The organism is Jannaschia sp. W003 (assembly GCF_025144335.1).
In the GTDB taxonomy this organism is placed as follows: Bacteria; Pseudomonadota; Alphaproteobacteria; order Rhodobacterales; family Rhodobacteraceae; genus Jannaschia.
In genome coordinates this window covers 1,794,344-1,818,301 of sequence record NZ_CP083539.1, presented here as the reverse complement: position 1 = coordinate 1,818,301, position 23,958 = coordinate 1,794,344, and the positions used below count along the sequence as shown (strand labels likewise).

The following is a 23,958-nucleotide window of genomic DNA, read 5'->3' as shown; positions in this document are numbered from 1 at the left end:
GCACCACCCAAGGCTCGCCCGAAGCGGCGGCGTATCCGTCTCCCTGCCCCGGAAGTCCCGGTCGTTCCGGGTTCAGCGACCGCGAATACTCGGGAATGATCGGTCCTGTCGCCCTGATCCGGCCCATCGCATCACGCGCCTGCGCGGATAGGTAAGGCTGTTGCAGCAGGCGAATTTCCCGCTCTCCTAATGGACGTCAGCCGAACGCCCTCGTTGCTGAGGCCTCTACGCTACTTACTACATCCGAGTCGCCGTTCCAGCGCACCAGCTTCTCCACCTCCGCAGTTACCGGACCGACTTCCTCCATGCTGTCCCCCTCGCGCCGGAGCCTGCGGTCGTCCTTCGGGTAGAAGGATCGCCGCCATTCCCCCGTGCTGCGAGAACCTCGCATGCCGCACTTGGGCGACTCGCTCGAACGCCATGTGATGAGAGCCCCCACCGAACGACATCTGAAGACGTCTCGCGTTCGGAGACACACTCGCAGGAATCTCGGTGCTCGTTCCCGATACGCTCGCGGATTCCTGCGACGCGATAAGTACATCGCTCCACGACGTTGAACGTACGGAAGTCCCATCGCGGGCTCCCGTTGGGCCCCGATCTGGCCTCGCCTGCCGGACGCATCGCCGCGCGTACTGCACCCAAGGCCCGCAGCAGGGTACGCCGGGATGGCGGCACGCAATCTATTCGTTCGATAACGACGACTTAGAATGAGATTGGCTGGGGTGGTAGGATTCATTGTAAGTAACTAATTCTGCTGTGTTTTCAGGTTATCTGATGGATATGGGGGCGGTCAACTCGGGACAGAAATTTTTTCATGTATCACAGCCTGTGGTGCTGCTGGTTCGAACGTGAGTCTGGCCGCTGGGCGCAACCGAATGGGTTGCCGTCGAATGACGGAAAATCGGTTCCTGCCGACCTCAATCGACTGGGCCGATCGCGTCTGCGCCATGCGCCAGCCTCCTTCCAGAGCGCACCCCCTCACCGAAGCTGCCCTGCTGCCTCCTTGATCACTGCCTGCGCGTGGCGCACCCGCGCGGGCAGCGTCCGCCCGCGGCGCGCGGCGAGCCAGAGCTCGTGCCAGCGGCGCCGCGGCAGGCGGGCCACGGAGAGCTTCGCCCGGCCCGGATAGGCCTCCACCCCGCTGCGGGGGAGCAGCGTGTAGCCTATGCCCGCGGCCACCGGCGCGGGGATCTGGCCGATCTGGTTGACCGTCGCGCGCACCCGCAGGCGGTCGGCGCCCGCATAGGCATCGGGGAAGTTCAGCCGCAGCAGGTCGTCGGCGTAGGCGTAGCCGTCGGGATGGGCGACGAAGCCGCGCGCCTCAAGATCGGCGAGCGACGCCGGCGGGTCCGCGCCCGCGGGCAGCACGAGGCACAGCTCCTCGCGCCCGATGCGCCGCGCCTCCAGTCGCGGGTGATCGGGGTCCGCCCCCAGAACGCCGAGGTCGAAGCGCCCGTCGAGCAGCCCGGCCAGGGTCGCGGCCTGCGGCGCCGCCTCGACCTGGATGCTCAAGGCGGGCGCGGCGCGCATCCACGGCAGCAGCATCGGAAGGAGCAGCGATGCGAAGCTGCCCGAGCAGGCGATGCGCACCGAGCCTGCGTCCCGGTCGTCCCGTTCGATCGCCTCGCGCAGGCGCGCCTCCTCGGCCCGCCGCGCCAGCCCGAGCGCGAACACCGTCTCGCCCGCCGGCGTGAGCGCGAAGCCCTTGCCCTGCCGGCTGGTCAGCGCCTGCCCCACCTGCCCCTCGAGCTTGCGCAGGTGCTGGCTCACCCCCGGCTGGGTCATGTTCAGCCGCTCGGCCGTGCGGGTGAAGTGCCCGGTCTCGCGTTGAGTGCGGCAAACGCCGTTTCAGCAAGTATCTTCTCCAGCACGTCCTAAGGGTGCTTGGGTAAGGGCACGCGACTTCTACTCGTTGAAGCTTTCGGACCGATGACAGGACGCCAGGCCGGTATTGTCCTCAAGTCCCCTTGAGTAGATCGGGCTGTTCAGGTGCCGCGCTGCCAGATGCGAAGAGCGTCTCGATGATCTCTCTCGAAACCCGCCGCTTTTCCATTATTTGACGCAGCGGCTCGAGAAATCTCCGGTCCTCGACGTTCTTTGGCGACACATTCTTTTCGATCAGGCGAACAGCCGGAGGCGCAAAACTTACCATTTCTTCGAAAACCTCATTCGCCCTTCTCACGAGTTCTTCGGGCAGGTCGATATCTACGGAGGCTCTCCGCCATCGATCTATGTAGTCGGGTGGGGAAGCCTCCCAACGCGGGAGAAACTCCGCGACGAAACTTTCGCAAAAATCATCGCGATACCTTTTCAGCGCTTTGCGAACGGCCTTATGGTAACTTGCCACGATATTGGAGAAATCTTCGACAGCCGCTTCGAACTCGTCTCTATCTTCGCGGAGGATAACCCGGCCGAAGTTGTCGATCTGGAACGTATAGCGGTCCTCGATCTTCTTGCGCCTCGCTCGTAGCCATGCGTCATCGATCAACTCCTGCCGCGCATCTTCGCCCGAGCCTATCGTGACCTCGACGGCCCCGAGCTGTTCAATAGGGGCACGCAGCCGACTGGTGATCTGGTTCCGAAGTGCCGTGTTCCCGACGATCTGGAATTCGGGTGGCAGGGGCACTTGCTTCCGGCCGAGGGTGAAGTTCCTGATCTCGAATTCTACATAGACGACCCGCGACGAAAAAACCTGCATTCGTCGTGCGATGTCGAACTTCGCCGGGGGATTGCGGCCGAGATCGGCTTCCATGGCCACGACCTTGCAGGGATCGAGCGCGGTGTTGCCGATCTCACCCTGTGGTGCTCCAGAGGTCAGGTCGGCCCCGGCTGCGCAGGCCAACGCATTGGCGGCGTTCCCGCGGAGGATGATGGCGTTCGGCTTCTCCTCGGTCTCGGATCCAGCCTCAATGTTCTTGGAGACCGGGGCGAAGATCATCGTATCCTCGTCGGAGACGACGACGCCGATCCGCACCCCCGGCTGCTCTCGAAGGTCGAGGAGGTTCTCGCTCGCCGCCCGTCTAATTACCTTCAGCGCTTTTGTTTCGCCGAAGCCGAGGCGGTAGACCTCCGGGTCCGCGTCGACGATGACGCGAATGTCCAGTTGCCCGAGATCGCCGAACCGTTGGAGTAAGGCTTCTGCCACCTCCAGGGACAGGGCCGGCGCGACGACGACGAGCCGGCGCCGGGCAGCTTCGATCAACGCGACGACTTCGGCGTCCGTGGCCACAGTGAACGTGCGCGGTTCCGTCATGTGGAGGCCTTCCTTCGCCCGCGCTTCGGCTTCGGCGCGGCGGCGCGGGCTTCGCGGATGCGGGCGAGGAGGGCTTCGGCGGGTTCGTCATCGGGGTCCTGGGGGACGAGCTCTCCGCGGAACGCCCTGGCCAGCAGGCGTTCGTCGAGCCGGTCGAGGAGATGGGCGGCGCGACTGGCCTCCTTGGTCACGCGGTCGATGCGGGCGAAGGCGGCTTCGATGCGGCGAACGATTTCGGCTTGTTCCATCTTCGAGCATAGAGGGACAGGCATCCCCTTGACCTTAGAGAGGCTGAGAGTGTGTAGCCCCGAACTCGATGAAGCGACCGTTTCGATCGCGGTCCGCCCATTAGGCGACAGCATCCAATAGAGAAGAAATGCGCTGGAAACGGACGGCTTGGGCCGGACGCGGATCAAGTGGTTCTGGTGGAGACAGCCATCCACCTCGCCGGTCCAGACCGCCACTCGGCCGATTTGGTCCTGGCTTCCATTGCCTTCGACGACAAGTAGATCGCCTGCCTGCAACAGCGTGCGCTCGATATCCGCCTTGGTGCAGCCGATCTCGGTCACTTCGTCGAGACGCAGCTCGTTCGCGTAGACATTGGCAACGCGTAGGTAGGGTGCCTTCCGGGGCATGTCGGCTCGGGCACGGTTCTTGGTCAGGCCACCCGAAACCTCACAAATTGAACTCACAGCTCGCCAGCCCCACGCGCTCGGAATGTCACCCAGATCGGGCACCCGACCATCGATGCCGTCCCGATCGGTTGCGACCGGCGGCACCATTCGCGCCGCTCGCCATCGTTCTGTGATCGATCCTGCGAAGGCATTCCTTAGAACCGCCTGCTTGGCGCGGGTGGCGAGCTTGGCGGTGCGGGCGAGGTGGTCGCGCGCGGCGGCCGAGCGCGCCGAGAGCCGGTCCAGCTTCGCCACGATCCGTCGCTGCTCGGGGAGTGGGGGGAGACTAACCGGGAAATCTTCGATCATACCCTTCGTTAGTGCCTGGCGTGTCACGCCGTAATTTTCTGTAAAGATTCTGCTCTGAGCATCAGGCGACGCCAAGTATCGCGACAGAAAGCTGGGCACTACACCATCTACGGTGCGAATGATTGCAACGTGCTGGTTGACTCGGGCACCCTTGTAGCGCTCCGGAGCGATCGCAACCCGACCGATCGACGCTCCCGTAATGTTCAGCAGAACATCGGAAGTTTCGACTTCGACGTTATCGAGCTTGGCTGCCTGCTCATCGTCGATGTAGGCAATGCCCTCGTCCCTGACGCCATCAAAATGGATATTGAGTGATCTTAGAAGCGGCGTGCCGGAGAGCTTGTAGGCCTTTGCCCCCCCGCGTGGCGTCGCACCGCTGCCGATCTTCGATGTTAGTTCACCGATACGGGTCGAAGCCCAGCCTTCAGGTAGCTCACTCATTCCGCCGCCACCGCCACCGGCGCCTCGTCCTCTTCCCCGCCCTCCAGCTCCTCCACCAGCGCCTCGATCTCGCGCGTCGCCTCGCGCAGATGGCCGAGGATGGCCGCGGTGATGTCGTCGGGGTCGATCAGCCCGTCCTCGGCCTCCTCCTCGCCGTCGCGCAGCCAGGAGATGTCGAGGCTGTCGCCCCGTGCCGCGATGTCCTCGCGGGTGAAGCGGCGAAAGCGGCCTTCCTCGCCCTCGTCCTGCCGCTCGGCCTGCCCACGGGGATCATCGCCGAAGGCCGCCTCGAACGCGGCGAAGTCCTCGGCCCGCAGGGGCCGCGTCTTGCCGTAGGAGGGCGCGCCCGCGCGCATGTCGTAGACCCACGTCGCCTCCGTCCCACCCTTCTGCTCGCCATCCGCCCGGCGGGTGAAGAAGATGATGTTAGTCTTCACGCCCTGGGCGTAAAAGATACCGGTCGGCAGGCGCAGGATGGTGTGCAGGTCGCACCAGTCCATCAGCATCCGGCGCAAGGCTTTGCCGGTGCCGTCCTCGAAGAGCACGTTGTCGGGCACCACCACGGCTGCCCGTCCCCCGCGCTTCAGCGCGCGGATGATGTGTTCCACGAAGGCGAGCTGCTTGTTGGAGGTGCCGGCGGTGGTCGAGAAGTCCTCGCGCTGCGGCCGTCCGCCGCCCTTCTTCGTGCCGAAGGGCGGGTTCGACAGAACGAGGTCGGCCTTCGGCAGCGAGGCGCCCTCGCCGGTCATGGTGTCGAGCGACTTCGCATCGCCCTCGATGCCGTGGAGCATGAGGTTCATTAGGCAGAGGCGATGCGTGTCGGGCACGAGCTCGGCCAGGGTGTAGCAATCGCGGATCTGGCGAGTGGCGACGCCGTCGTCGAGGCCGAAGAACTCGTTGTTCTCCTCGAAGATCTTGCGGTGCGCCGCAACGACGAAGCCGCCGGTGCCCGCCGCCGGGTCCTGGATGCGCTCGCCCAGTTGCGGCTTGGCGAGCCGGACGATGCAGTCGATCAGAGGGCGGGGCGTGAAGTATTGGCCCGCCCCGGACTTCTTGTCCTCGGCGTTCTTCTGGAGGAGACCTTCGTAGAGGTCGCCGAGGCCTTCCTCGCGCGCGTCGAACCAGTCGAGACCGTCGATGCTGGTGGTCAGGCTCTTGAGGTTCGCCGGTTTGCGCAGACGGGTCTGGGCGTCGGTGAAGATGGCGAGGACGAGAGGGTCCTTCGGCGGCTTCGGCTCGCCGTGCTGGTCCTTCTCCAGCGGATTCCCGAGCGAAGTCAGGAGCTGCTTGTAGTGAGTGAGCTGCTCGAGGCCCTCGCGGTTTGCCAAGTCGGCCCACCGGTATTCGGGCGGAAGGCGATGCTCTTGCCCGGTCTCCTCCATCATCTTCAGGAAAAGCAGGTAGGTCAGCTCGGTGACGTATTCGGAGTAGGTGACCCCGTCGTCCCGCAGCACGTCGCACAGCTTCCAAAGCTTGGCGACGATGTTCTGTGTGGCGCTCATGCTGCGGTCTCCCATGTCTCTTTTCTGATTTCGTCGAGGATCGCCTCGAGCTCTCCGCCGAAGATTCTGTCGAGCCGGCGGAACCCGCCCTGCTGTGCGAAGGGCGGCTCGTCGAAGGCGTCCCGATCCACGACGATCCGCGACTTCATCTCATCACCGATGCGGTTGATCCACCGCCTCTGCGCGTCGTCGAGCCGGTGCCGTGCGCTGACCCGCCGGATCGCCCCGTCGACCCGCTCCGTGAACGGCACGAGGGGGTCGCCGAGGGCAGCCTGACGGATGAACCCGATGATGCTGGCCGCCACGTCCTCGCTGGTCTTGTCGCGCCAGGCGGTGCGCAGGCGGTTCTCGGTGAAGTGGGCACCGTCGAGTGCGAGCTTGAGCTCCCGCAGGCTGTTCCGGGTAAGGTCCCGGGGCCGTGTGAGGACGAGGTTGAGCGCAGCGATGTGGTTCTTGTTGTCCCTGACGAATGCCGTGAAGGCGTCGATGAAGTCGTCGGGTCTGTCGCCGTCCCCGTATCCCCTCCGCACGCGGATCACCTCGTCCTCGTGGTGTGCGATCGGAAGGATGGGAGGGGCGTTGCGCGCGCCCTCGAAGTCGAAGAATGCTCCCATCCCGGGCCGCTCCCTGGTCCACTCCCGAGCCTCCGAGGAAGGATGCTCCCGGAAGCGCCGAAGCGTCTCCTCGGGCGTCTCGCCGGCTTGCGCGGTGTATTGGTCCCGGATCTCCTCGTTCATCTTCCGGATCTTGCGCGAGAGCTTGACGATGATCTGATCGAGGATCTCATCACGGTGGCCTTCGTCCTCGCTGGCCTCGAACCCGGCGAAGAGGTCCTCGAACGACACCGACGGGTTCACCACCACGGGGCGCATCTCCGTCATGGACTGGAGATTGGGGTAGAGATCGACGGCGTCGAAGATCTGGAAGGCCTCCTTGCCGATCTCGTCGCACCGGCGCGTCGCGCGGCCGATCATCTGGTCGTAGAGGATGCGGGAGTTCACCCGGCGCAGGAAGACCAGGTTGGTGATCGCGGGCACGTCGATGCCGGTCGTCAGAAGGTCCACCGTCACGGCGATGCGGGGGTTCGCCTCGTTCTTGAACTTCAGGATCTGCCGAGACGGCTTGTCGATCGAGCCGGTGATCTTGAGGATCATCCCGTCCTCAATCTCCAGACCGTCGCGTCGGTAGGCCTCACGAAGGTGCTGGACGATCTCGTCAGCGTGCGGATCCGTGGCCGCGAAAATCAGCGTCTTACCACCGTTCGGGTCCAGGATATCGACGTGACGCGCGATCTCTTCCGCGACCACCCTGTTGAAATCTGGAGACAGGACCTTCCGGTTGAAGTGCTCGACGGAGAAGGCAAGGCGGTCGTCCAGCGTCGCGACGTCGATCGCTCCGGTGCGCGTGTCGAGCGCCTCTACCGTCTCTCCCGCCTCGAACGTGATGCCCGCGACGCTGAGCGCCGTGGTGATGAGGTGCGGGGGATCGTGGTCGATCAGCCAGCCGTCCACGACGGCCTCGCGGTAGCTGTATCGGTAGATCGGCTCACCGAAGATCTGAGCCGTGTGCAACGCTGGCGTAGCCGTCAGGCCGATCTTCACGGCGTCGAAATACTCGACGACCCGGCGATACTTGGAGACGTAGTCGTTCTCATCTCGGAAGGTCGCTTCCGCGGCGCTCATCTCGCGATCGAGAAGGTAGCCGCGGTGGCACTCGTCGATGAGGATGAGGTCATACTGATCCACGGGGGGGCGCGAGCCGGGATCGCGCTCGAGAACGCGCTTTACCAGGCTCTGCACCGTGCAAACGTGCACCTTGGCATCCCGGTCGATGTCCGCATCGCCGAGCTTTCGAAGGCCGAAGATGTCCGCGAAGGTGCTCGCGCCGATCATGCGGGTCGTCTCGAAGGCCGTCTCGGCCTGCTCGCCAAGGGCGCTGCGGTCCACCACGAAGCAGACACGGAGGAACCGCTTCGCCTCGAGGAGGCGGTAGATCATGGCGATGGCGAGCTTGGTCTTGCCCGTGCCGGTTGCCATGGCCACCAGCATCTCCCTGCGGTCCTTTGCCAAGCTGTCCTCCACGGCGCGGATCGCGGCTTCCTGATAGGGGCGCAGATCGAAGCCGAAGTTGAAGGGCTTGCCGGAGAGCTCTGCCTCGGCGGCTTCACGGTCGACCTGGAGCCTCTCCGTCAGGCCCTCCGGTGTGATCCACCCCTCCAGCGCTCTGGCTCCGTTCGTGGGCACTCGCGTGTCCCGGAACCAGATGCCGCTCTGGGTCTTCATCGCCGGGTAGTAACTCCGGCCATTGGAGGCGAAGAGAAAGGGGGCCTTGTGGTCGCCCCAAGGTCCACCGGCGAGCTCGAACTCACCAGTGACCTCGATGTCCTGGGAGTATCGGGTCGCCTGCACGTCCAGGGCTGACAGCACGTTGGTTCTTTCTCGTTTGGCCTCGACGACACCGACGAGCGTCTTTCCCACGAAGAGTGCGTAGTCCGCAGGGCCCGACGATGTCGGCCACTCGGCAATGGCGAGGTTCCGATTGCGCTCGGGCCTCGTGCCGGCGGAGTGCCGCAGCAGCTTGGTATCGGCCTCCCAGCCTGCCTGCCGCAGTTGCTCGTCGATCAGAAGGCGGGTGTCCGCCTCGTCGAACTCCATGTCGCGGGCCGAAGCGAACGCGGCTTGCACGAATGCCATGCGGGCCGGTTGGTCGAGCGCCTGGTTGGCCCGCCGCTCCGCATCGAGTGCCAGCTCCTCGAAGACGGTGCGTTCCTCCTCTGCGAGACGCGCGCGCTCCTCGGCATCGACAGCGTGCTGCCGCACGTCCTCCAGAGCCAATCGATGTCGCTCCGCTGCGCTGGCATGGACCTCGAGCTTCTTCTCGAGCTCGGCGATCTGCGACTGGAGTTCCTTATCCTCTTGCTGCCCCGAACTGGGTGGAACGAAAGGCATGGTGAGGTTCGCGGTGCGCGTGACTGTGGCCCGTAGCCAGACGCCGAGGCGATGGCAGATCTTGATGGATTCGAAGGCCGCGCGACGCTCACCGGAGTGCCCGTGCACCGCATCGTTTCCGGCGATCCGGAGGCGGTGGAGGAAGTCGAGCACCTCCGGCGGAGCCAAGTCATCGGCGCGGACCTTGCTCAGCATCGCCGCGAAGTTGTCGTCGGCATCGCGAGGCACCCCGGATCGTTCGGCAATGACGTGGGTCAGTTGCTCCGCATACTGGCGCGTCTTGATCAGCGCGGTGTTGGCGTCGTCGACGAAATACCGCTCGGCATGGGCCCCGAGGAGCGCCAGTGCCGGCTCGATCTCCTCGAGGTGTCCGAAATTAGGGCTGCTCATAAATTACACGACCTTAACCTACGACGCCCCACGGAGCGTTGGATGGAATGCTCTGGGGACGAGCCAATAGCGACGATCATGACGAAGATGCTTTGCGTCAATGTCGCCGGACGCAATGCTGGGGCAGCGGCGGTCGCCCAAGTAGGCGACCGCCACGCCTTGGCAAAACCGCTCGGCGGTCCAGCACGGGCCTCACCCCGCGAGCTCGCGATGCGGCCAGGTGCTGCCCCGCTCCGCCTCGATCTCCATGCGGAGGCGCTCGATCTCTGCATAGCGGTCCTGCCGCTCTCGGAATGCGTCCACCACGCGCACCTGCCTTTCCTGTGAGGGCAGCGGAACGCGGAACTCGGCCAAGTCCTTCGCAGCGATCGACAGCATCGCAGCACCACCCGCCAGGGAGCGAATGTGTTCCTGCACTGTTTCGTTGGTCAGGTATTCGAAGAGCACCTCCGGCCTGATGCGCGGCAGCGGGCGCAGGATGACGAGGGACTGTCCCGCGGTCCAAAACGGCTCGTCCTCACCGGGCACATCCTCAGGAATGATGCCGATGCGGCCGATGGTTCCCTTCGCGGAGAACACGAGATCCCCAGGCCGCAGGCGTTGGTTGCGCGCAGCCCTCATCCCCCCCTGGGCGAGCCGAATCTCCTTCGACGGTTCGGAGAGGAAGCCTGTCTCAGCGATGTCGCCGGGTCCTGCCTCCCGAATAATGTGCTCGCTGTTCTCATCCTTCGGGAGCGCGCGGGGACGGATGATCTCCGCAACTTCCTTCAGGAGACGCACATCTTCGTCCTCAAGAAATGAGGACAGAGTTTTGGCTGCTCTGGCCTGCAAGTATCTTTCGGGGGTCAGGACATGGTTCTGCTTGGCGACTTCTGCACGCGGGACGTCCCTTGCCCAAAGGGTGCGTTTATCGAGGGACGCCTTCCGGGCGTCGACCCAAGAGACGTCCTCGCGTGCTTCATACCGCCCGCGGGAAGCAAGCTTGGAGAAGTGCTCGTCGCTGAGGTTGATGAACCGCACGTCCCCGTCATGTTCACCCTCGGGCGTGAGAACGACCAGGGCGGACAGAACACGCGTGGTGGCATAGAACATGCCCGGTGGCACCCCGAACACGGCCGCCAGCCTGCCCGAGCTGATTACCTCCTCGCGTGCAGCGGCTTCAGCGCCGACCGTGCGAAAGAGCGCGCTGGGGGAAACGCCTAAGACCACCTGTGCGCCCGGGGCATGAACGAGAGCGTCAGCGAATGCGACGGGTTCGTGCTGCAGGCGACCGGTTTCCGACGCACCAATACGGTGCAAAGTGCTTTGCGGCAAAGCCTCGCGATCTCGGATGTCTGAGCCAAACGGAGACATGCAGACTTCCGCGTCGAACGGCCTATCGTCCGTTCTCAGGAAGGGATTCGCACAGACGACGTCGATCTCCACTTCGATCACCGCTGCGATCAGTCGAACGATGTCGCAAAGGGTTCCATTGGCACTAACGAACTGTGCGAACAGTGATCGCCCTGTGTCCTTGGCATTCAGGGCATCGCACAAGATCGGCATAGCCGAGTAATCGAAGCTTCCACGTAGAGATCCCGGTGTCTCCAGAAGACCTGCGATAAGCTTGGCGGGACCGAGTTCAAGAAAGCCGGCGCCGGAGCCACGTCCAAAGTGCTGGATGCCGAGCTTGGCGATGGCCACCAGTCGCTCCGCCGGGGGGGTTTGAAGGAGCTCCTGAGCAGCCGCGTGGAGGTGGGCGTGGGCCGGCTTCTCGCAGACGTCGCGCCAATCCCGTTCGAGACGTTCGTTAACCGAAACGTGGTGGTTCTGCTGAGCCGCCGCTTCCTGGAGGAGAAGAGTGAGGACGTGGGTTGGGTCGAACTCGCCGCAGAGGGCGTCGAAGAGGCTGAAGATAGATCTTATACTCATATCAGCTCCTGACTTTTTTTGCGGCAGACACTGAAAAGCTGTCCGTGCGGTAGGCGGTGACGAGGGTGCCGTTGCACATAACAGCGGTGATGCCCCCCTTCGTCGCGACAGCATCGAGTTCCTTGGCCTCGCTGCGAAGCTCATTCGCCCGCGAACAGGCATCCTTGGCACTCAGGATGATCTTGTCTCCCTCAGGCGCTCCATGCTCGAGCGCGAGGTTGAGATAAGCCTTCTTGATGCCGCGCTGGTTCAGTCTGGTATCTGCGTGTGTGGTGATCTCCACGATGTGTGCCTCCTTCTGCTTGGTGACCACCAAGTAGCGAAGTCTGATCTTTGTATCAAGTCATGATTTTAGTTTCACCGGAAGAATTTCACGTGAGCCGCTACAGAAGGGCGGTTCGTCATTGTAGGCGTAAGACACCCATAGCACCTGTTCGTTAAAGGCTACGGGTCTCTCTGCCGCGGATTCGGCCTGCGGTTCCGAGACAGGATCTGCCGCTCGCCCTCGTCGTAGCCCTCGAGCACGGCCTGGGCGTGCACCCGTTGCGGCCCCTCCGGCATCCGTTCCAGCGCCTTGCGGACGCGGTGGCGCTTTTGGTGCTGGACGTTCGGCAGGAGCATCTGGCCATCACGCAGAACCGCGCCCGTTACGATGACAGGGGTCCCAAAACGCGTCTCCTCCTTCGCATCTTTTGTGCGATGGCCGTGCCGGAAAAGGATCTGCTTGATCGACCAGATCGTCTCCGACCGAACCACGTCTCCGGAGACGGTCACGTCGTCGACGTAGACGGTCAGCCTGTTGCCCGCCTCGCGGGCGCGGGCGTCCACCTCATGCCACATGTCCCGGTAGGCGAGGTAGGCCAGGATCGGGCTTGCCGGACTGCCTTGGGGAAGTGCCCCCTGCCACGTCGTGAGCCAAGTGAGAACTGCGACCACGTCCGGCGGACACCCCATCACCGTGCCGAAGAACCACGCCACCTTCGAGGCGAGGCAGTTCGGGTAGAAGTCCTCGATGTCGAGAAGCCGGTGCGAGGTTGCGCCTCGGTGGGCCGCGGCGTTGTCGATGTTCGATCGTCCCCGCACCGGGGACATCAGGAAGTCGGGCGCCTTCACCCGCATCAAGAGTTCGCTGACGCGCTTTTGGATACGTTTCAGATCGTGGCGGGGAGCAAGGATCTCGCGCGTCCCGCCGTTCTTTTTCGGCTTCGACATCCGTCGGTAGAGGTCCGGCGCGGCGCGCAGCTCAGCATACTTGGCCGGGCTTGTCTGAAGAAGCTTGAACAGCTTCCTCTTCGAGCCGCAGCGGTAGAGTGCGCACTGGTCGAGATCGTAGCTCTGGCCGCGGCGGGACATCTCAGGGCGCTTCCCGGCGGCGCTCGACGATGCGCAGGAAGTCGAGAACCTTGTCGGCGATCACGCCGCGGGCCTTCTCGATCCGCCCCGCCGAAGGTCCTTCGCGCAGACTCTCGTCGAAGAACCAGATGGAGCTGATCGGCACGTCGAAAAGGTCGGCATACTTCGCGACGAGGTCCTGGCTGGGGGTCTTCTCGCCGCGCTCGATCCCCGACAGGTGCGACTGCGACACGCCGAGCTTCGCGGCGAGTTCCGTCTGCTTCATGTCGTGGAAGACCCGTATGAGCCTCAGCGCCTCTCCCAGCATGTCCTCCCTCCTTCTGACGTAGCACTTAGGATGCGCGGTTAGCCACCGAGCAGGCCGGACGGATGACCGAGATCATCCGCCATCTCCTCCGGACAGCCAGGCGATCAGCCGAAAGGCCTTGTCGATCACCCAGACGATCCGGAAGACCGCCCTCAGCAGGCGCCGGCCCCAACCCTTGCGGGCCTTCATGGGATCGGCGCGTGTCCCGCGCGGGAACGTCTCGTTGGTCTCTCGAGCCATGTGGCTTCCTCCGTCGGCCCCGAACGCGGAAGTGCGCCGGGGGCCATCTCCGCCGGAGGTTCGGAGAGACGTTCCCTTCATCCATTTATGCGGCCCCCCGGGCCATCCGGGGGGCCGCCCCCACCCGGGCGACCCTGGGGCCACTTCGGGGGCAGGCGGTAGAGGCGCCCGAAGGCTCCTCCGCGGACCGGCGAGCCGGTCCTGGTTGCGATGGCGTTGTTCCGGACTGTCGCCGAGGCTCCAGCGTCCCAACGATGCTCAGGTAGAAGCACCCAAGGGAGATTCAATAACTCCCCTGGAGATATTTGGCAGAGCGGGAAACAAACTATTCACGGGGGCCGCCCCCGACTGGGGGAAGTCAGCCCTCCACGTCAGTCGGCCTAAGCAATCCCCTTGCAGTTTCAAAATACTTACTATATACCTTCTATACGATAGAAAGCCTGTGGTAGATACTTATATGGAAGGAACATTCTATGTCGGAAGTCGTCATCATCTTCACTTGCAAGTCCCTGAAGGACATCCTCGCCATCGGGGGCACCGGTTGGTGGAGGGTCGATGCAGCCCGCGTCCGCCATGCAGGCCGCGTCGTTGTCGTCCACAATGCCCATGATGGCCGTAAGCCGGGCGACCCAGAGAAGCATGGGCACCCCTTTCTCTACGCGACCGTCCGGCAAGTGCGGCAGGACGACGATGGTCGCTGGTTGATCCAGTTCGACAAGTATGCGGAGACCGGAGGAGAGTTCCGGTGGCCCGGGTTCCGGAACCCGGTCGTATACATGGATGGGGACGAGCTGCTCCCTCAACTGGAGATCGGCGACTGGCAGGAAATGCCTGAGATCGCGTTCGAGGAAGCCCAGCGGACCCGCGAGCAGTGGGACGAGGAGCACGGACACAAAGGGACACCGGGCATGCCCAAGGAAGCCGGGGCTTTGCCCAAGACAGGAAGTAGCTTTGGAGAGGTGATCGCACGTCACCGCGGGCGCCTGGCCGAGGATCTGGGTGTCGATCCTGAGAAGGTCCGGATCGTCATCGAAGCGTGAACTCACCCCCTCTATCGGAGGACCCGGCGGGGGTCCTCCGCCTACCGATGACGTCGAACCGAGAGGACTTCTCGAGTGACCTGCATATTTTGGCATGCCAATATTGACACGCAATATTTGGCATGCCATATGATGCACACCAAACATTATCGGAGTGCAATCGATGCCCAAAGACGGTTCCCAGATCCTCGACCTGATGCGCCTATCCTCTCCGGAAGCCTTCGACGACGTGCCCCCCGAGGCTGTCGAGCAGGCCCGTCAGTTGCTCGGCCTCACACCATCCGAGATGGCAGGGCATCTCGACTGGTCGGCACGAAAGTATGCTCGCGTCCTCGAAGCCGCCCGCGAGAGAGGTGCTGTCGAGCGTGACGTGGCCTTGGCCGTGCGCGGCCTTCTCGAGGCCCTCAAAGACAGTGATCTCGTAGCTCCGCCGCGGCTCGAGGACGACGGCTCGTTCCTCGGAGGTCGTTCTTTCACGGAGATTTTCGAGAACCGTCGGAAAGAGGCCGGTGGGTGGAGTGCGGATGTCGCACCTCACCTCCTGTGGCTGCTTGCGGAGCGGGCCACCTCGGGGGCAGGACCGATCAGCTACGGAGAAGCAGCAACCATGCTCGAAGACCGAAAGCTGACACATCGTGTGTGGCCTCGGACGGCCTACGGCTCCCCCCTTGGGCTCATCTGCTGGTCACTGCTCGATCTCGGAAAGGCCACCGGCGAGCGCATACCCCTACTCTCGGTGATCGTGACCCGCTCGGGCGGGGACCCCTCGGACGGCATTGATGGCCTCATCGAACTGTTCTTAAAGCAGAACACGTCCAAGCCCGAGCGGAAGGAGCAGCTCGCCCGCCTGCGGAAGGACAGGAGCGCTCTCGTGCAGGAGATGCAGGCGGAGGTGTTCCGGTTCCCGCACTGGCCTGGCGTAGTCCGTGCTCTCTTGGGCCGTGACGCCGTGTAGATTAAACCGCTGCGGGCCACCCTTAGTGGCCCGCTACACAGGCCATGGGATTGCGGAACGCAAGCCGTTGTAGCTTCGGGTGATCGCGCGGACAGCCTCACCGGCGGCGCGCCGATCAAGCACCTTCTTCTGTTGGCGGGACGTGAGCTTCAGTCTCCGCCCCATTCTCTTCCCACGTGCCCGGGCCTGCTCGCGCCCCTCCATGGTGCGGGCACGGATCAACTCAAGCTCGGCCGGTCCGCCGAGCACGAGGAGAATGTCCGGAAAAGCACTCACAACAGTCGAACAGGGTCATCCAAACCTGGGATCGTGATCTGCGACAAACACCTGTTTGTCGGGGTAAGCGAATGGCCATCAGTTGGCTGCACTTCCGAGCTGGTAGACGGATGGACTATCCTGGGATTTGCCCGAATGCCCCTCGTGGCAGCAGTCGTAGGCCGCAAGCTACGGCCCCCCGCAAAACCGCAGGGATCTCGTCCATGGCGTCGCCTCCGACATGATGCGTCGCGTTAGTGGATTGCGTCTGTAGCAGCCCAGAGCCCCGTTGGACGGGCAACCTTTGTTCGAAGTTCTACCAAAGAGTTGCCTGCGGGATCGAGCCGGCCTTGCCGCTGTTCCGCCGGTTCGCTTCGGTGCGAGACGGCAGGCCCATGTCCGCGAGGCGGTCGGCGGGCATGTCCGCGAGGGTTGCGGCATCGCGCGCGTTCCGTCGGGCCTGGTCCTCTGCCGCCCACCAGGCGGCGAGGAACGCGCGGAGCGAGTGGCGGCGGGGAGTGTGTAGAGCGGTGTCCATCTTCAGATCCTCCGGTTGGAACAACTTCGATGGAGGAAGCTTGCCGTCTGCCCGTGAACGCAGCGCAAGGCGCCAGCCATGGACCGTGTGCTGCCGCGTCAGAACACCGTCAAAAACGCGCAGGGATTTGCAGAATCCTGTAAGTTCGACCCATGGCCGCCCTCGTTCTGCACCTGACGGGTCCGTTCCGCATCACCCGGAGCGACGGTGCGCCCCCATGCTCTCTCAGCCGGCGCGGCCGCGCGATGCTGGCCTTTCTGGCGTGCCAGCCGGGGATGCGTGCGGAGCGGGGCCTGATCGCCGACCTTCTTTGGTCGGACCGCTCCGAGGCGCAGGCCCGCGCCTCGCTGCGGCAGGAGCTCTCGGTGCTCCGGCGCCAGGTGCCCGAGGGCGTGATCGCGGCGGACCGGCTGGAAATTTGGCTCGACCCGGCGCTCGTGGTTGTCGAGGCGGACGCGGACGCGGAGTTCCTCCAGGGTTTCGATCTGCCCTCCGAGGGGTTCGAAGACTGGCTACGCATGGAGCGGGCCGAACGAAGCGGACAAGGGGCTCGCGGCGAAGCGGCGGGTGGCGGACCAGCCGCGTGCGCCGCCCTCGAGCAGCCTGCGCTTGCCGTCATGCCGTTCGAGGAACTCGGCGCCGACCGGGGTGACATGTTCGCTGATGGAATCGTGGAGGAGATCACCGGCGCACTCAGCCGCATCCGGACCTTCCACGTCGTGGCGCGTCAGTCCGCTTGGGCGACGCCATGGCGCGAGCGTTCCGCGCCCGAGCTCGCTCAGCTTCTTGGCGTCGACTACTTGATCGAGGGCAGCGTTCGGCGCGCCGGCCGCCGCGTCCGCATCGCGGTGCAACTCGTGCGAGCCGCCGACGGCCACACGCTGTGGTCCGAGCGGTTCGATGACGAGCTCGACGATCTCTTCGATCTGCAGGACCGCATCTCGGTCCAGGTCGCGGGGCGGTTGGCACCTAATCTCCGAACCGCCGAGATCGCGAGGGCTCGGCGGCACGCGCCGGGGGAGCGTTCGGCCTACGAGCTGACCCTCATCGCCCTCCCGCACTTCTGGGTGCATGACAGCGACGAGAACGACCGAGCCATCGCGCTGCTCGATGCCGCACTGTCGAAAGCGCCGAGCTTTGGGCCGGCGCGAGCACAGCGCGCGTGGTGCTTTGCGCATCGCTGCTGCTATCTCTGGATGCGCGACGCCGCATCGGCGCGAGCGGCAGCTCGGCGGGACTTCGACGAGGCCCTGCCCCTGGTCGACGACCACGCGCCTGCCCTGACGGCGCTGAGTGCCACGGCAGCGCTCGCGCTTCGCGACTTTGCCTCGTCGGAGGACCTTGCCCGGCGGGCGCTCGACATCGATCCGAACAACGCATGGGGCTGGCTTCGGCTTGGCTGGGTCCTCTGCTACCTCGGCCGGAACGACGAGGCGCTGGCATGTTTCGACCGCGCGGAGATGCTCAGCCCGCTCGATCCGTTCCTCTTCAACATAGCCTTTGGGCGTTCGGCCTGCCTACGCTCGATGAAGGATTACGACGGTGCGGTCGCCCAGATCCACAAGGGGATGCGCATGGCGCCGAAGGCCGTGTGGGCCTACCGCATGCTGTTCGGAACACTCTGGCTGCAGGGCGACCGGGAAGGCGCGATTGCGGCCGGACGGAAGTGGCGGGCGGCACATCCTTGGCTCTCTCGCGAGACGCTGCTCGAAGGCCTGCCATCGTGGGACCACGACCCAGAATACCTCGATCTTCTCACGCGGTTCGACGAGCTGATCCCCGACGGGTGACGCGGATCGCGCTATGGCCAAGCCCAACCTCGCGGCTGCGCATTCGATCACCAGGCATGATCAGTTCTGATGTTACCTCGTGGATCACCGGTAGCTGTCCGCACGTCTGACTTCGACGAGCGAGACGTAGGCTATCGCTTCGGGCTCCTTGTTCGGTGCCCGCCCCGAAAATCATGTGTTTATCGCAGTGCAGACGCAGGACGTCGGACCGACCGCCCTTCCCGATCGATCTGTTTACGACAAAGCCGTAAATATCTATGTCCACGAACATGTTCGTTGGAACGGTTTGTCGTGACAATGGGAGGGACGAGGACATGGCCCTCATCGGCTACGCGCGGATCTCGACCGCCTAAGGACGACAGGTCATGGACCGGCAGACCGACGCCTTGGATGGCGCCGGGTGCGAGCGCGTCTTCGAGGATCGCATGTCGGGCGCGAAGGACGCCGCTGACCGTCCGGGACTGACGGCCTGCCTCGACTACCTGCGCGAGGGCGACACGCTGATCGTGCTCGACCTCGACCGCCTGGGCCGCCTCGCCGTCGAGCTGGTCCGGCTGATCGACGGGCTGGCGGCGCGGGGGATCGGGTTCCGCGCCCTCAACTCCCCCGTGGACACCACCACGCCGGCAGGGCGGGCGTTCCTGCAGATCACCGCCGCCATCTCGGAGATGGAGCGCAACGTGATCCGCCAGCGCGTGCGCGAGGGGCTGGCCGCCGCCCGAGCGCGGGGACGCAAGGGCGGGCGCCCGCGGGTGATGACGCCCGACAAGCTGCGCTACGCGATGCACCTCATGGCCGACCGCGAGCGCTCGATCCCCTCGATCTGCGAGGAGCTGGGCGGCATGCGCCCCTCCACGCTCTACCACTACCTCGGTGCGGACGGCACGCTGAAGAAGCCGGGGCGGGGACTGCTGGGCGACGATCGTGCCTTGCCGACGCATGATGGTGCATGACGAACGGTCGGTCGATCCTTGCTCCCCGATGGGACGATGCGAACGCTTCCGGCAGGCGCCATGCTGGAGGACGCCCTGGGACCGTCACCGCGCCCCGTGCCCCGCGCGCAGCCAGTCGGCGGCCTCCGCGCCCAGTTCCGCCACGGCGCGCGCTTCGTAGCCCTGGGATAGCTCGTCGGGCAGCACACCTTGCCAGCGGCCGTTGGTGCCGCGGTGGATGAACCGCTGCGCACCGCCTTCCCAGAACGCGCCGCCGAGCGGCACCGAGGCGGCGGCGTTGCGCTTCATCCATTCGAACGAGCAGTGCTCGAGCATTCGCGGCCAAGCCGCCGGGTCGGGCTCGATCCCGAGGAAGCCGGCGATGCCGCGCATCTCGCCCTCGAGGTCGCGCTTGAGGTCGGCGAAGTGCACCAACCGCACGTTGGGCAGGGCGCGGATCGCCCACCAGGAGCGCACGTTCTCCCAGAACGGCCAGAGCGGATCGCCGTTCGCCTCAAGCCAGTGGCGGAAGTATTCGACCGGATCCTCGGGGGGCGGCCCGATGGGCGGGCCGACGCGGCCGGGCGTGTTGTTGAGCGCGTCATACCAGGCGGCGTTGGCGTGAAGGTGGTGGTTGTGCATCGACCACATCACGTCGCGCCCGTCGCGGCCGACGTAGACGTAGCGGGCCTCGGGTGAGAACACGAGCGCGTCGACCGGCAGGTGGGTCTTCAGGAAGCGGCGATGGGTCTGGGCCTCGACCTCCGGCAGCTTCACCGCCTTGGGCGGCACCCGCAGGTCGAGCCAGGGCGACATCTCGGCCACCGGCAGGTCCTCGGGGCCGTCGAACAGGAGCTGGGAGACGATCTGCTGCATCCAGGTCGTGCCCGACTTGGCGTAGGTGGCGATCACGATGTCGCCCTCGCGGAACGCGAGGTCGTTCCAGATCGTGCTGTCCATGTGGTGGTTGTGCATCTCGCGCGTCTTGCGCGGCCATGCGGGCTCGGCGTGGGCTTCGGCGGTTTCGGTGCTCATGGCGGGTCTCCTCGGAGGGGGCGGGCGCCCCGCCGCGCGGGCGGGGCGGCAGGCGGGCTCACTGACCCATCGTCATCCGCGGCGGGAAGGCGACGTGGCGGACCACGCGCATGGCGTCGCCCTCGCGGCGGCCGATCGAGACGTATTCGCCGGGAAGCGTGGCGCCGCCCATCTCCTCGGGCAAGGTGACGGTGTAGGTGCCGATCACGGTCTCGAAGCCGTCGCCGAGCGTCATCACCTCGTCCACCTCCACGTCGAAGGCGGTCATGTCCGGAAACTCGGCCAGCCAAGCGGCGATCTCCGCATGCCCCTCGAAGCGGCCTCCCGAGGCGGGCATCATCACGCCGTCCTCGGCGAAGACCGGGGCGAGAGCGGTGTCGTCGCCCCGGATCGCGATGTCGAAGGCGTCGATCACGGCCTGCACGGCGGGGTCGACGTGGGCGTCAGCCGCGGCGGGGACGGGCGGAAGCAGCATGAAGGCAGCGGCGGCGGCGAGGGCGAAGCGGGTCATGGCGGGTCCTTTCGGGTCGGGCGGCCCGCACCGCGCGGGTCCTGCCTCCAGCCTCGCCCGTCCCGTCACGCCGGCGTAGCCAGCGCAGCGACGAGCCGTTATGCAGGAATGCAGAAGGGTCGGGGGGACCTGCCGAGGTGTTCGACTGGAATGACATTCGCCTGTTCCTGGCGGTGGCTGCCGAGGGATCGACTCTCGCCGCGTCGCGCAAGCTCGGCCTCAACCAGACCACCGTGGGTCGCCGGGTGCAGGCGCTGGAGCAGGCCTTAAGGCTCACCCTCTTCGAGCGCGACACCCGCGGCTACCAGCTCACCCCGCAGGGCAGCGCGCTGCTCGACCTCGCCGGGCAGATGCAGGCCACCGCCGAGACCCTCGCCGTGCGCGCCGAGCGGCTGGCGCGCGACGTGGCGGGTTTGATCCGCATCACCGGGGCGGGCGAGGCCATGAACCAGTGGGGCTTTCCAGTGCTCGCGCGCTTCCGCAAAAAGTTTCCGGACGTGGAGTTCGAGGTGGACGTGAGCAAGGGGCGCGTGGACCTGGAGGCGGGCGAGGCCGACGTGGCCTTCCGCGCCACCGACGCGGTGGAGGGCGACACGCTGGTGGCGCGCAAGCTCGCGCGCATTCCCTGGGGCGTCTACTGCAACCGCGCCTACCATCGCGCCCGGGGCGCGCCGCGCTCGATCGAGGAGGCGGCGGGCCATCCGTTCCTCCTCTATGACCGCGGCCTCACCGACAAGATCGCGGCCGTGCGCTGGCTCGACGAGACGGTTCCGGCGGAGGATGTGGCGTTCCGGGTGAACTCTGTGGAAGGCATGGCCGGGTCGCTGCGCTCGGGCAGCTACCTCGGCCTGCTGCCGTGCGTGTCGGGCGATACCAATCCGGACCTCGTGCCATGCTTCCGTCACGAGGCGCTGGTCCACACGCTTTGGATCGTCGCCTCGCGCGAAGCCTACGCGCAGGCGCGGGTGCGGGCCTTCATGCGCTTCGTGGGCGACAACTTCCCCCACAGCGACCTCTGGGAGCCTCTGTAGCTGCGTCGTGCAGCGACGCAGAACCGCTCGGCGCCGCGCGCGATACCGGACGCGCCGGCCCCGCGGCAGGCTGGGGGCACCGGCAGGCCAGCGTGGCCCGCCACGACCCGAAGGAGACGACCATGACTCGCATCCTGCCCACCCTCGCCCTCGGCACCGCCCTCGCCCTGCCCGGCCTCGCCGCCGCCGACGCCGCGGCCCCGGTGCTCGCGATCATCAGCCACCCAGTCGAGGACTACGCCCGCTGGCGCGGCGTCTACGACGACTTCCGCGACGAGCAGGTCGCCGGCGGCGTCACCGGCGCCGAGGTGTTCCGCGACCCCGCCGATCCGAACCGCGTGGTGGTGGTGCACCGCTTCGCCTCGGTGGACGCGGCCGATGCCTTCCTCGGCTCCGAGACCCTGCGCGCCGCCATGGGCGACGCCGGCGTCGCCGCGCCGCCCGAGGTCACCATCGTCGAGGCCGCGGACTGACGCGGCGGTCGATGCATGCGCCGCACGGTGCGGCACGGTCAGTGCCCCACCGGGTGATGTAGAAGCGTCTGCTGGGGGCCACCTCGTCTACGAGGGCGCCTCCGGCAGCAACTCGACAGCCACCGCGCCGCGCACGGCGTCGAGCTCGGGCTTCGACAGACCCGTCACCGCCCTCGGTTTCCTGCCATCATGTGCCCTTAGGCCGGCCCGGGTGGATCGTGTATCATGCGAGCCCTCACACTACGGCTCCTGCAGCGTGCTGCTGACCAGCACGCTGGCCATATGTGCGACCGTAGCCCGAGCGGCCACGCGATCCGCGCCGGCGACGTCGAGCAGGGCGATCATCGCCTCGGTCCCGGTCGCCGCGGACAACTCGTGAACGAGCCGCTCGAGCGCCGCGTCGCCGATCCTGGTCCGCTCGTCCTCAAGTGCCGTGCGGAACATCGCGACGCGCCGCCCGCCGCGCGTCGGTCCAGAGCCGTCCGCACGCCAGCTATCGAGCCACCGGGAGAGGAACGCCCGAAACTCGGCCTCATGCTCGATCGACTGGTCGAAGAAAAATAGGGCCACCGCCAAGACCCGCTCCCGGGCGTCCGCGCAGCCCTGCACGATCTCCTCGTAGGGCTTCGTGCTGACATCGAGGCCGGCCTCCGCGGCCAGCACCGAGGGGTCGGAGAAATACCGGTAGGCGGTCGCGCGCGAAATGCCCGCCGCCTCCGCGGCGGCCGGGATCGTCAGCGTAGCCTGCTCGGAGAGCAGCCGTCGCGCGGCTGCCAGAAGAGCGTTCCGGGTGCGCGACTTCTGCGCGTGGCGTTCGAAGGACAAGCGGGCCCCTCCATTCAGGAGACTATTGTCTCATAAAGAGACCTGTGTATCATGAGCTGCATTCCACGTTGGTTCAAGGAGAGACCTGTGACCGGACAAGATACCTCCGCGGGGCCCCGCCGCTATGAGACGCTGGGCATCCTGATGACCTTCCATGCCTTCCCGGGCGAAGTTGCGGACAAATACTGCATGGTCGAATGTGTCGTGCCCCCGGGACTGGGGGCACCGCCCAACCACCATGCCGGCGAGACCGAGACCTTCTTCGTCATCGACGGCGAGGTGGAGTTCATGGTGGCGGGTGAGACCATCCACGCCACGGCCGGCGACAGCGTCCGGATCCCTGACGGTGCGGTTCACGCCTTCACGGCGACCGGCTCGGCCCCCGCACGCGTGATGATCGTGAATGCCCCCGGGCAGATGCACGAGGGCTTCTTCACCGAGCTCGGCAAGCCCATCCATGACGACCGGACCCAGCCCGCGCCCATGGACGGGCCCCCGGATGTCGCCCACGTGGTGCAGACCGCCAGGAAGTGGGGCATGAGCATCCCGGCCCCGGCGGAAGCCTGACCGGCCCGGCGCTCGCAGCCAGAGTAAGACAATGTTCCTCGAATAGCGGCAGGCATCCTCGCGCATCAGCGCGAGGGTGTCCTGCCCCGCTGCTTGCCCCCAAAGTGACTGTCTCGCGGATCTTTGCTGTTAACTGACCGTGCTCATAACCAGAGTCGTATGAGCGCCATTCACCAACGTATTGTGCCGCGGGCACGCCGCACCGGACATATGCAACAGCTAAGCCCCTGATCGCGCTCACGGGGCGAAGTGTTGCGAAAGTCAGGAATGATGCACCAAGCCCAAGAGTTGCCCGCCGCACGCTTATGCTACCGATGCGGCAAAGGCGGACACATCTCACCAGGAATGCCGGGGCAGCCACCAACCGTCATTCATGCGCTTCGCGGCGCACTGCCCTCCGCGCATGGGTTGGTCCCAGTATGGGTGATGGACGGTTCGGGCGCAGCTTCCAGATCGCACCCGTTCGGATGCGCGGTCTCGGGAAGCTTATCCAATTTTCCGCTCGACTGGTGGACAGGCGGCCAGGCCGTTCCTACATCGTCCGCATGCGCCTCTGGGTCCGCCTCGCTTCTCTGTGTCTCTCGCTCGTCCTTTTGGGCGGCGTTTTGATGCATGATGCCGCGAGCGCCCGGATGTCGATCGAGATGACGTCCGACGCCGTCGCCTTGCAGGCGGACG

21 protein-coding genes are annotated in these 23,958 nt (G+C 65.5%); 8 read left to right on the top strand and 13 right to left on the bottom strand.

What is annotated here, in order from left to right; genetic code table 11:
- Positions 1 to 978: 978 nt before the first annotated feature.
- The 6 genes from K3554_RS08915 to K3554_RS08890 form a co-directional block, all read right to left on the bottom strand.
- Positions 979 to 1,785 (bottom strand): LysR family transcriptional regulator, encoded by an 807-nt coding sequence (locus K3554_RS08915; protein ID WP_259939353.1) that lies wholly within the window; start codon positions 1,783 to 1,785, stop codon positions 979 to 981.
- Between the two features lie 172 nt (positions 1,786 to 1,957).
- Positions 1,958 to 3,253 carry a hypothetical protein gene (locus K3554_RS08910; protein ID WP_259939351.1) on the bottom strand — a complete coding sequence of 432 codons (1,296 nt, stop codon included), beginning with the start codon at positions 3,251 to 3,253 and terminating at the stop codon, positions 1,958 to 1,960.
- Positions 3,250 to 4,677, bottom strand: a complete 1,428-nt coding sequence (locus K3554_RS08905; protein ID WP_259939347.1) for a restriction endonuclease subunit S — start codon at positions 4,675 to 4,677, stop codon at positions 3,250 to 3,252. The genes K3554_RS08910 and K3554_RS08905 overlap by 4 nt, the downstream gene beginning before the upstream one ends.
- Entirely contained in the window at positions 4,674 to 6,179 is a 1,506-nt protein-coding gene (locus K3554_RS08900; protein WP_259939343.1) for a type I restriction-modification system subunit M, read from the bottom strand. Before K3554_RS08900 ends, K3554_RS08905 begins: the two co-directional genes overlap by 4 nt.
- Positions 6,176 to 9,517: a type I restriction-modification system endonuclease gene (gene hsdR / locus K3554_RS08895; RefSeq protein WP_259939341.1), complete on the bottom strand. Its 3,342-nt coding sequence runs from the start codon at positions 9,515 to 9,517 to the stop codon at positions 6,176 to 6,178. The genes K3554_RS08900 and hsdR overlap by 4 nt, the downstream gene beginning before the upstream one ends.
- Positions 9,518 to 9,709: 192 nt before the next feature.
- Positions 9,710 to 11,200, bottom strand: a complete 1,491-nt coding sequence (locus K3554_RS08890; RefSeq protein ID WP_259939339.1) for a type I restriction-modification system subunit M/S — start codon at positions 11,198 to 11,200, stop codon at positions 9,710 to 9,712.
- 21 nt (positions 11,201 to 11,221) lie between these two features.
- Between K3554_RS08890 and K3554_RS08885 the strand changes: the two genes are divergently transcribed.
- Entirely contained in the window at positions 11,222 to 11,440 is a 219-nt protein-coding gene (locus tag K3554_RS08885) for a hypothetical protein (protein ID WP_259939337.1), read from the top strand.
- Here the strand turns inward: K3554_RS08885 and K3554_RS08880 are convergent.
- From K3554_RS08880 to K3554_RS08865, 4 genes are all read right to left on the bottom strand, one after another.
- Positions 11,430 to 11,711 carry a hypothetical protein gene (locus K3554_RS08880; protein WP_259939335.1) on the bottom strand — a complete coding sequence of 94 codons (282 nt, stop codon included), beginning with the start codon at positions 11,709 to 11,711 and terminating at the stop codon, positions 11,430 to 11,432. The two genes, K3554_RS08885 and K3554_RS08880, sit on opposite strands and share 11 nt — an antisense overlap.
- 161 nt (positions 11,712 to 11,872) lie before the next feature.
- Complete coding sequence (locus tag K3554_RS08875) at positions 11,873 to 12,781, bottom strand: reverse transcriptase family protein (protein WP_259939334.1); 909 nt, start codon at positions 12,779 to 12,781, stop codon at positions 11,873 to 11,875.
- A 1-nt stretch (position 12,782) separates the two neighbouring features.
- Positions 12,783 to 13,088 carry a helix-turn-helix transcriptional regulator gene (locus K3554_RS08870; protein WP_259939333.1) on the bottom strand — a complete coding sequence of 102 codons (306 nt, stop codon included), beginning with the start codon at positions 13,086 to 13,088 and terminating at the stop codon, positions 12,783 to 12,785.
- A 72-nt stretch (positions 13,089 to 13,160) separates the two neighbouring features.
- A complete protein-coding gene (locus K3554_RS08865) occupies positions 13,161 to 13,328 on the bottom strand; it encodes a hypothetical protein (RefSeq protein ID WP_259939331.1) in 168 nt (55 codons plus the stop codon).
- Positions 13,329 to 13,801: 473 nt separating this feature from the next.
- Here K3554_RS08865 and K3554_RS08860 point away from each other — a divergent pair, with 473 nt between their 5' ends.
- The 4 genes from K3554_RS08860 to K3554_RS08845 all read left to right on the top strand — a co-directional run bounded on the left by K3554_RS08860 (position 13,802) and on the right by K3554_RS08845 (position 18,859).
- On the top strand, positions 13,802 to 14,368 hold the full coding sequence (locus tag K3554_RS08860; RefSeq protein WP_259939330.1) for a hypothetical protein: 567 nt from the start codon (positions 13,802 to 13,804) through the stop codon (positions 14,366 to 14,368).
- A 163-nt stretch (positions 14,369 to 14,531) separates the two neighbouring features.
- Positions 14,532 to 15,323 (top strand): hypothetical protein, encoded by a 792-nt coding sequence (locus K3554_RS08855; RefSeq protein ID WP_259939327.1) that lies wholly within the window; start codon positions 14,532 to 14,534, stop codon positions 15,321 to 15,323.
- Positions 15,324 to 16,268: 945 nt separating this feature from the next.
- Positions 16,269 to 17,906 carry a tetratricopeptide repeat protein gene (locus K3554_RS08850; RefSeq protein ID WP_259939325.1) on the top strand — a complete coding sequence of 546 codons (1,638 nt, stop codon included), beginning with the start codon at positions 16,269 to 16,271 and terminating at the stop codon, positions 17,904 to 17,906.
- 365 nt (positions 17,907 to 18,271) lie between these two features.
- The gene (locus tag K3554_RS08845; protein WP_259939322.1) at positions 18,272 to 18,859 is read left to right on the top strand and encodes a recombinase family protein; all 588 of its coding nucleotides are present in this window, start codon (positions 18,272 to 18,274) and stop codon (positions 18,857 to 18,859) included.
- An 84-nt stretch (positions 18,860 to 18,943) separates the two neighbouring features.
- Here the strand turns inward: K3554_RS08845 and K3554_RS08840 are convergent, their stop codons facing one another.
- Positions 18,944 to 19,873, bottom strand: a complete 930-nt coding sequence (locus K3554_RS08840; RefSeq protein ID WP_259939318.1) for a sulfotransferase domain-containing protein — start codon at positions 19,871 to 19,873, stop codon at positions 18,944 to 18,946.
- A gap of 58 nt (positions 19,874 to 19,931) precedes the next feature.
- Entirely contained in the window at positions 19,932 to 20,384 is a 453-nt protein-coding gene (locus K3554_RS08835) for a nuclear transport factor 2 family protein (RefSeq protein ID WP_259939315.1), read from the bottom strand.
- Between the two features lie 137 nt (positions 20,385 to 20,521).
- Here K3554_RS08835 and K3554_RS08830 point away from each other — a divergent pair, with 137 nt between their 5' ends.
- A complete protein-coding gene (locus K3554_RS08830; RefSeq protein WP_259939313.1) occupies positions 20,522 to 21,415 on the top strand; it encodes a LysR family transcriptional regulator in 894 nt (297 codons plus the stop codon).
- Positions 21,416 to 21,537: 122 nt separating this feature from the next.
- A complete protein-coding gene (locus K3554_RS08825; RefSeq protein ID WP_259939311.1) occupies positions 21,538 to 21,888 on the top strand; it encodes a putative quinol monooxygenase in 351 nt (116 codons plus the stop codon).
- A 240-nt stretch (positions 21,889 to 22,128) separates the two neighbouring features.
- Here the strand turns inward: K3554_RS08825 and K3554_RS08820 are convergent, their stop codons facing one another.
- Positions 22,129 to 22,713, bottom strand: coding sequence for a TetR family transcriptional regulator (locus K3554_RS08820; protein WP_259939308.1), 585 nt, complete (start codon positions 22,711 to 22,713; stop codon positions 22,129 to 22,131).
- A gap of 87 nt (positions 22,714 to 22,800) precedes the next feature.
- Here K3554_RS08820 and K3554_RS08815 point away from each other — a divergent pair, with 87 nt between their 5' ends.
- Entirely contained in the window at positions 22,801 to 23,280 is a 480-nt protein-coding gene (locus K3554_RS08815; RefSeq protein ID WP_259939303.1) for a cupin domain-containing protein, read from the top strand.
- The last annotated feature ends 678 nt before the right edge of the window (positions 23,281 to 23,958 follow it).

Excerpts from the sequence above, each read along its gene's own strand:
- K3554_RS08915 (WP_259939353.1), bottom strand. The coding sequence starts at position 1,785 with ATGACCCAGCCGGGGGTGAGCCAGCACCTGCGCAAGCTCGAGGGGCAG.
- K3554_RS08910 (WP_259939351.1), bottom strand. The coding sequence starts at position 3,253 with ATGACGGAACCGCGCACGTTCACTGTGGCCACGGACGCCGAAGTCGTC.
- K3554_RS08905 (WP_259939347.1), bottom strand. The coding sequence starts at position 4,677 with ATGAGTGAGCTACCTGAAGGCTGGGCTTCGACCCGTATCGGTGAACTA.
- K3554_RS08900 (WP_259939343.1), bottom strand. The coding sequence starts at position 6,179 with ATGAGCGCCACACAGAACATCGTCGCCAAGCTTTGGAAGCTGTGCGAC.
- hsdR (WP_259939341.1), bottom strand. The coding sequence starts at position 9,517 with ATGAGCAGCCCTAATTTCGGACACCTCGAGGAGATCGAGCCGGCACTG.
- K3554_RS08875 (WP_259939334.1), bottom strand. The coding sequence starts at position 12,781 with ATGTCCCGCCGCGGCCAGAGCTACGATCTCGACCAGTGCGCACTCTAC.
- K3554_RS08870 (WP_259939333.1), bottom strand. The coding sequence starts at position 13,088 with ATGCTGGGAGAGGCGCTGAGGCTCATACGGGTCTTCCACGACATGAAG.
- K3554_RS08865 (WP_259939331.1), bottom strand. The coding sequence starts at position 13,328 with ATGGCTCGAGAGACCAACGAGACGTTCCCGCGCGGGACACGCGCCGAT.
- K3554_RS08860 (WP_259939330.1), top strand. The coding sequence starts at position 13,802 with ATGTCGGAAGTCGTCATCATCTTCACTTGCAAGTCCCTGAAGGACATC.
- K3554_RS08855 (WP_259939327.1), top strand. The coding sequence starts at position 14,532 with ATGCCCAAAGACGGTTCCCAGATCCTCGACCTGATGCGCCTATCCTCT.
- K3554_RS08850 (WP_259939325.1), top strand. The coding sequence starts at position 16,269 with ATGGCCGCCCTCGTTCTGCACCTGACGGGTCCGTTCCGCATCACCCGG.
- K3554_RS08845 (WP_259939322.1), top strand. The coding sequence starts at position 18,272 with ATGGACCGGCAGACCGACGCCTTGGATGGCGCCGGGTGCGAGCGCGTC.
- K3554_RS08840 (WP_259939318.1), bottom strand. The coding sequence starts at position 19,873 with ATGAGCACCGAAACCGCCGAAGCCCACGCCGAGCCCGCATGGCCGCGC.
- K3554_RS08835 (WP_259939315.1), bottom strand. The coding sequence starts at position 20,384 with ATGACCCGCTTCGCCCTCGCCGCCGCCGCTGCCTTCATGCTGCTTCCG.
- K3554_RS08825 (WP_259939311.1), top strand. The coding sequence starts at position 21,538 with ATGACTCGCATCCTGCCCACCCTCGCCCTCGGCACCGCCCTCGCCCTG.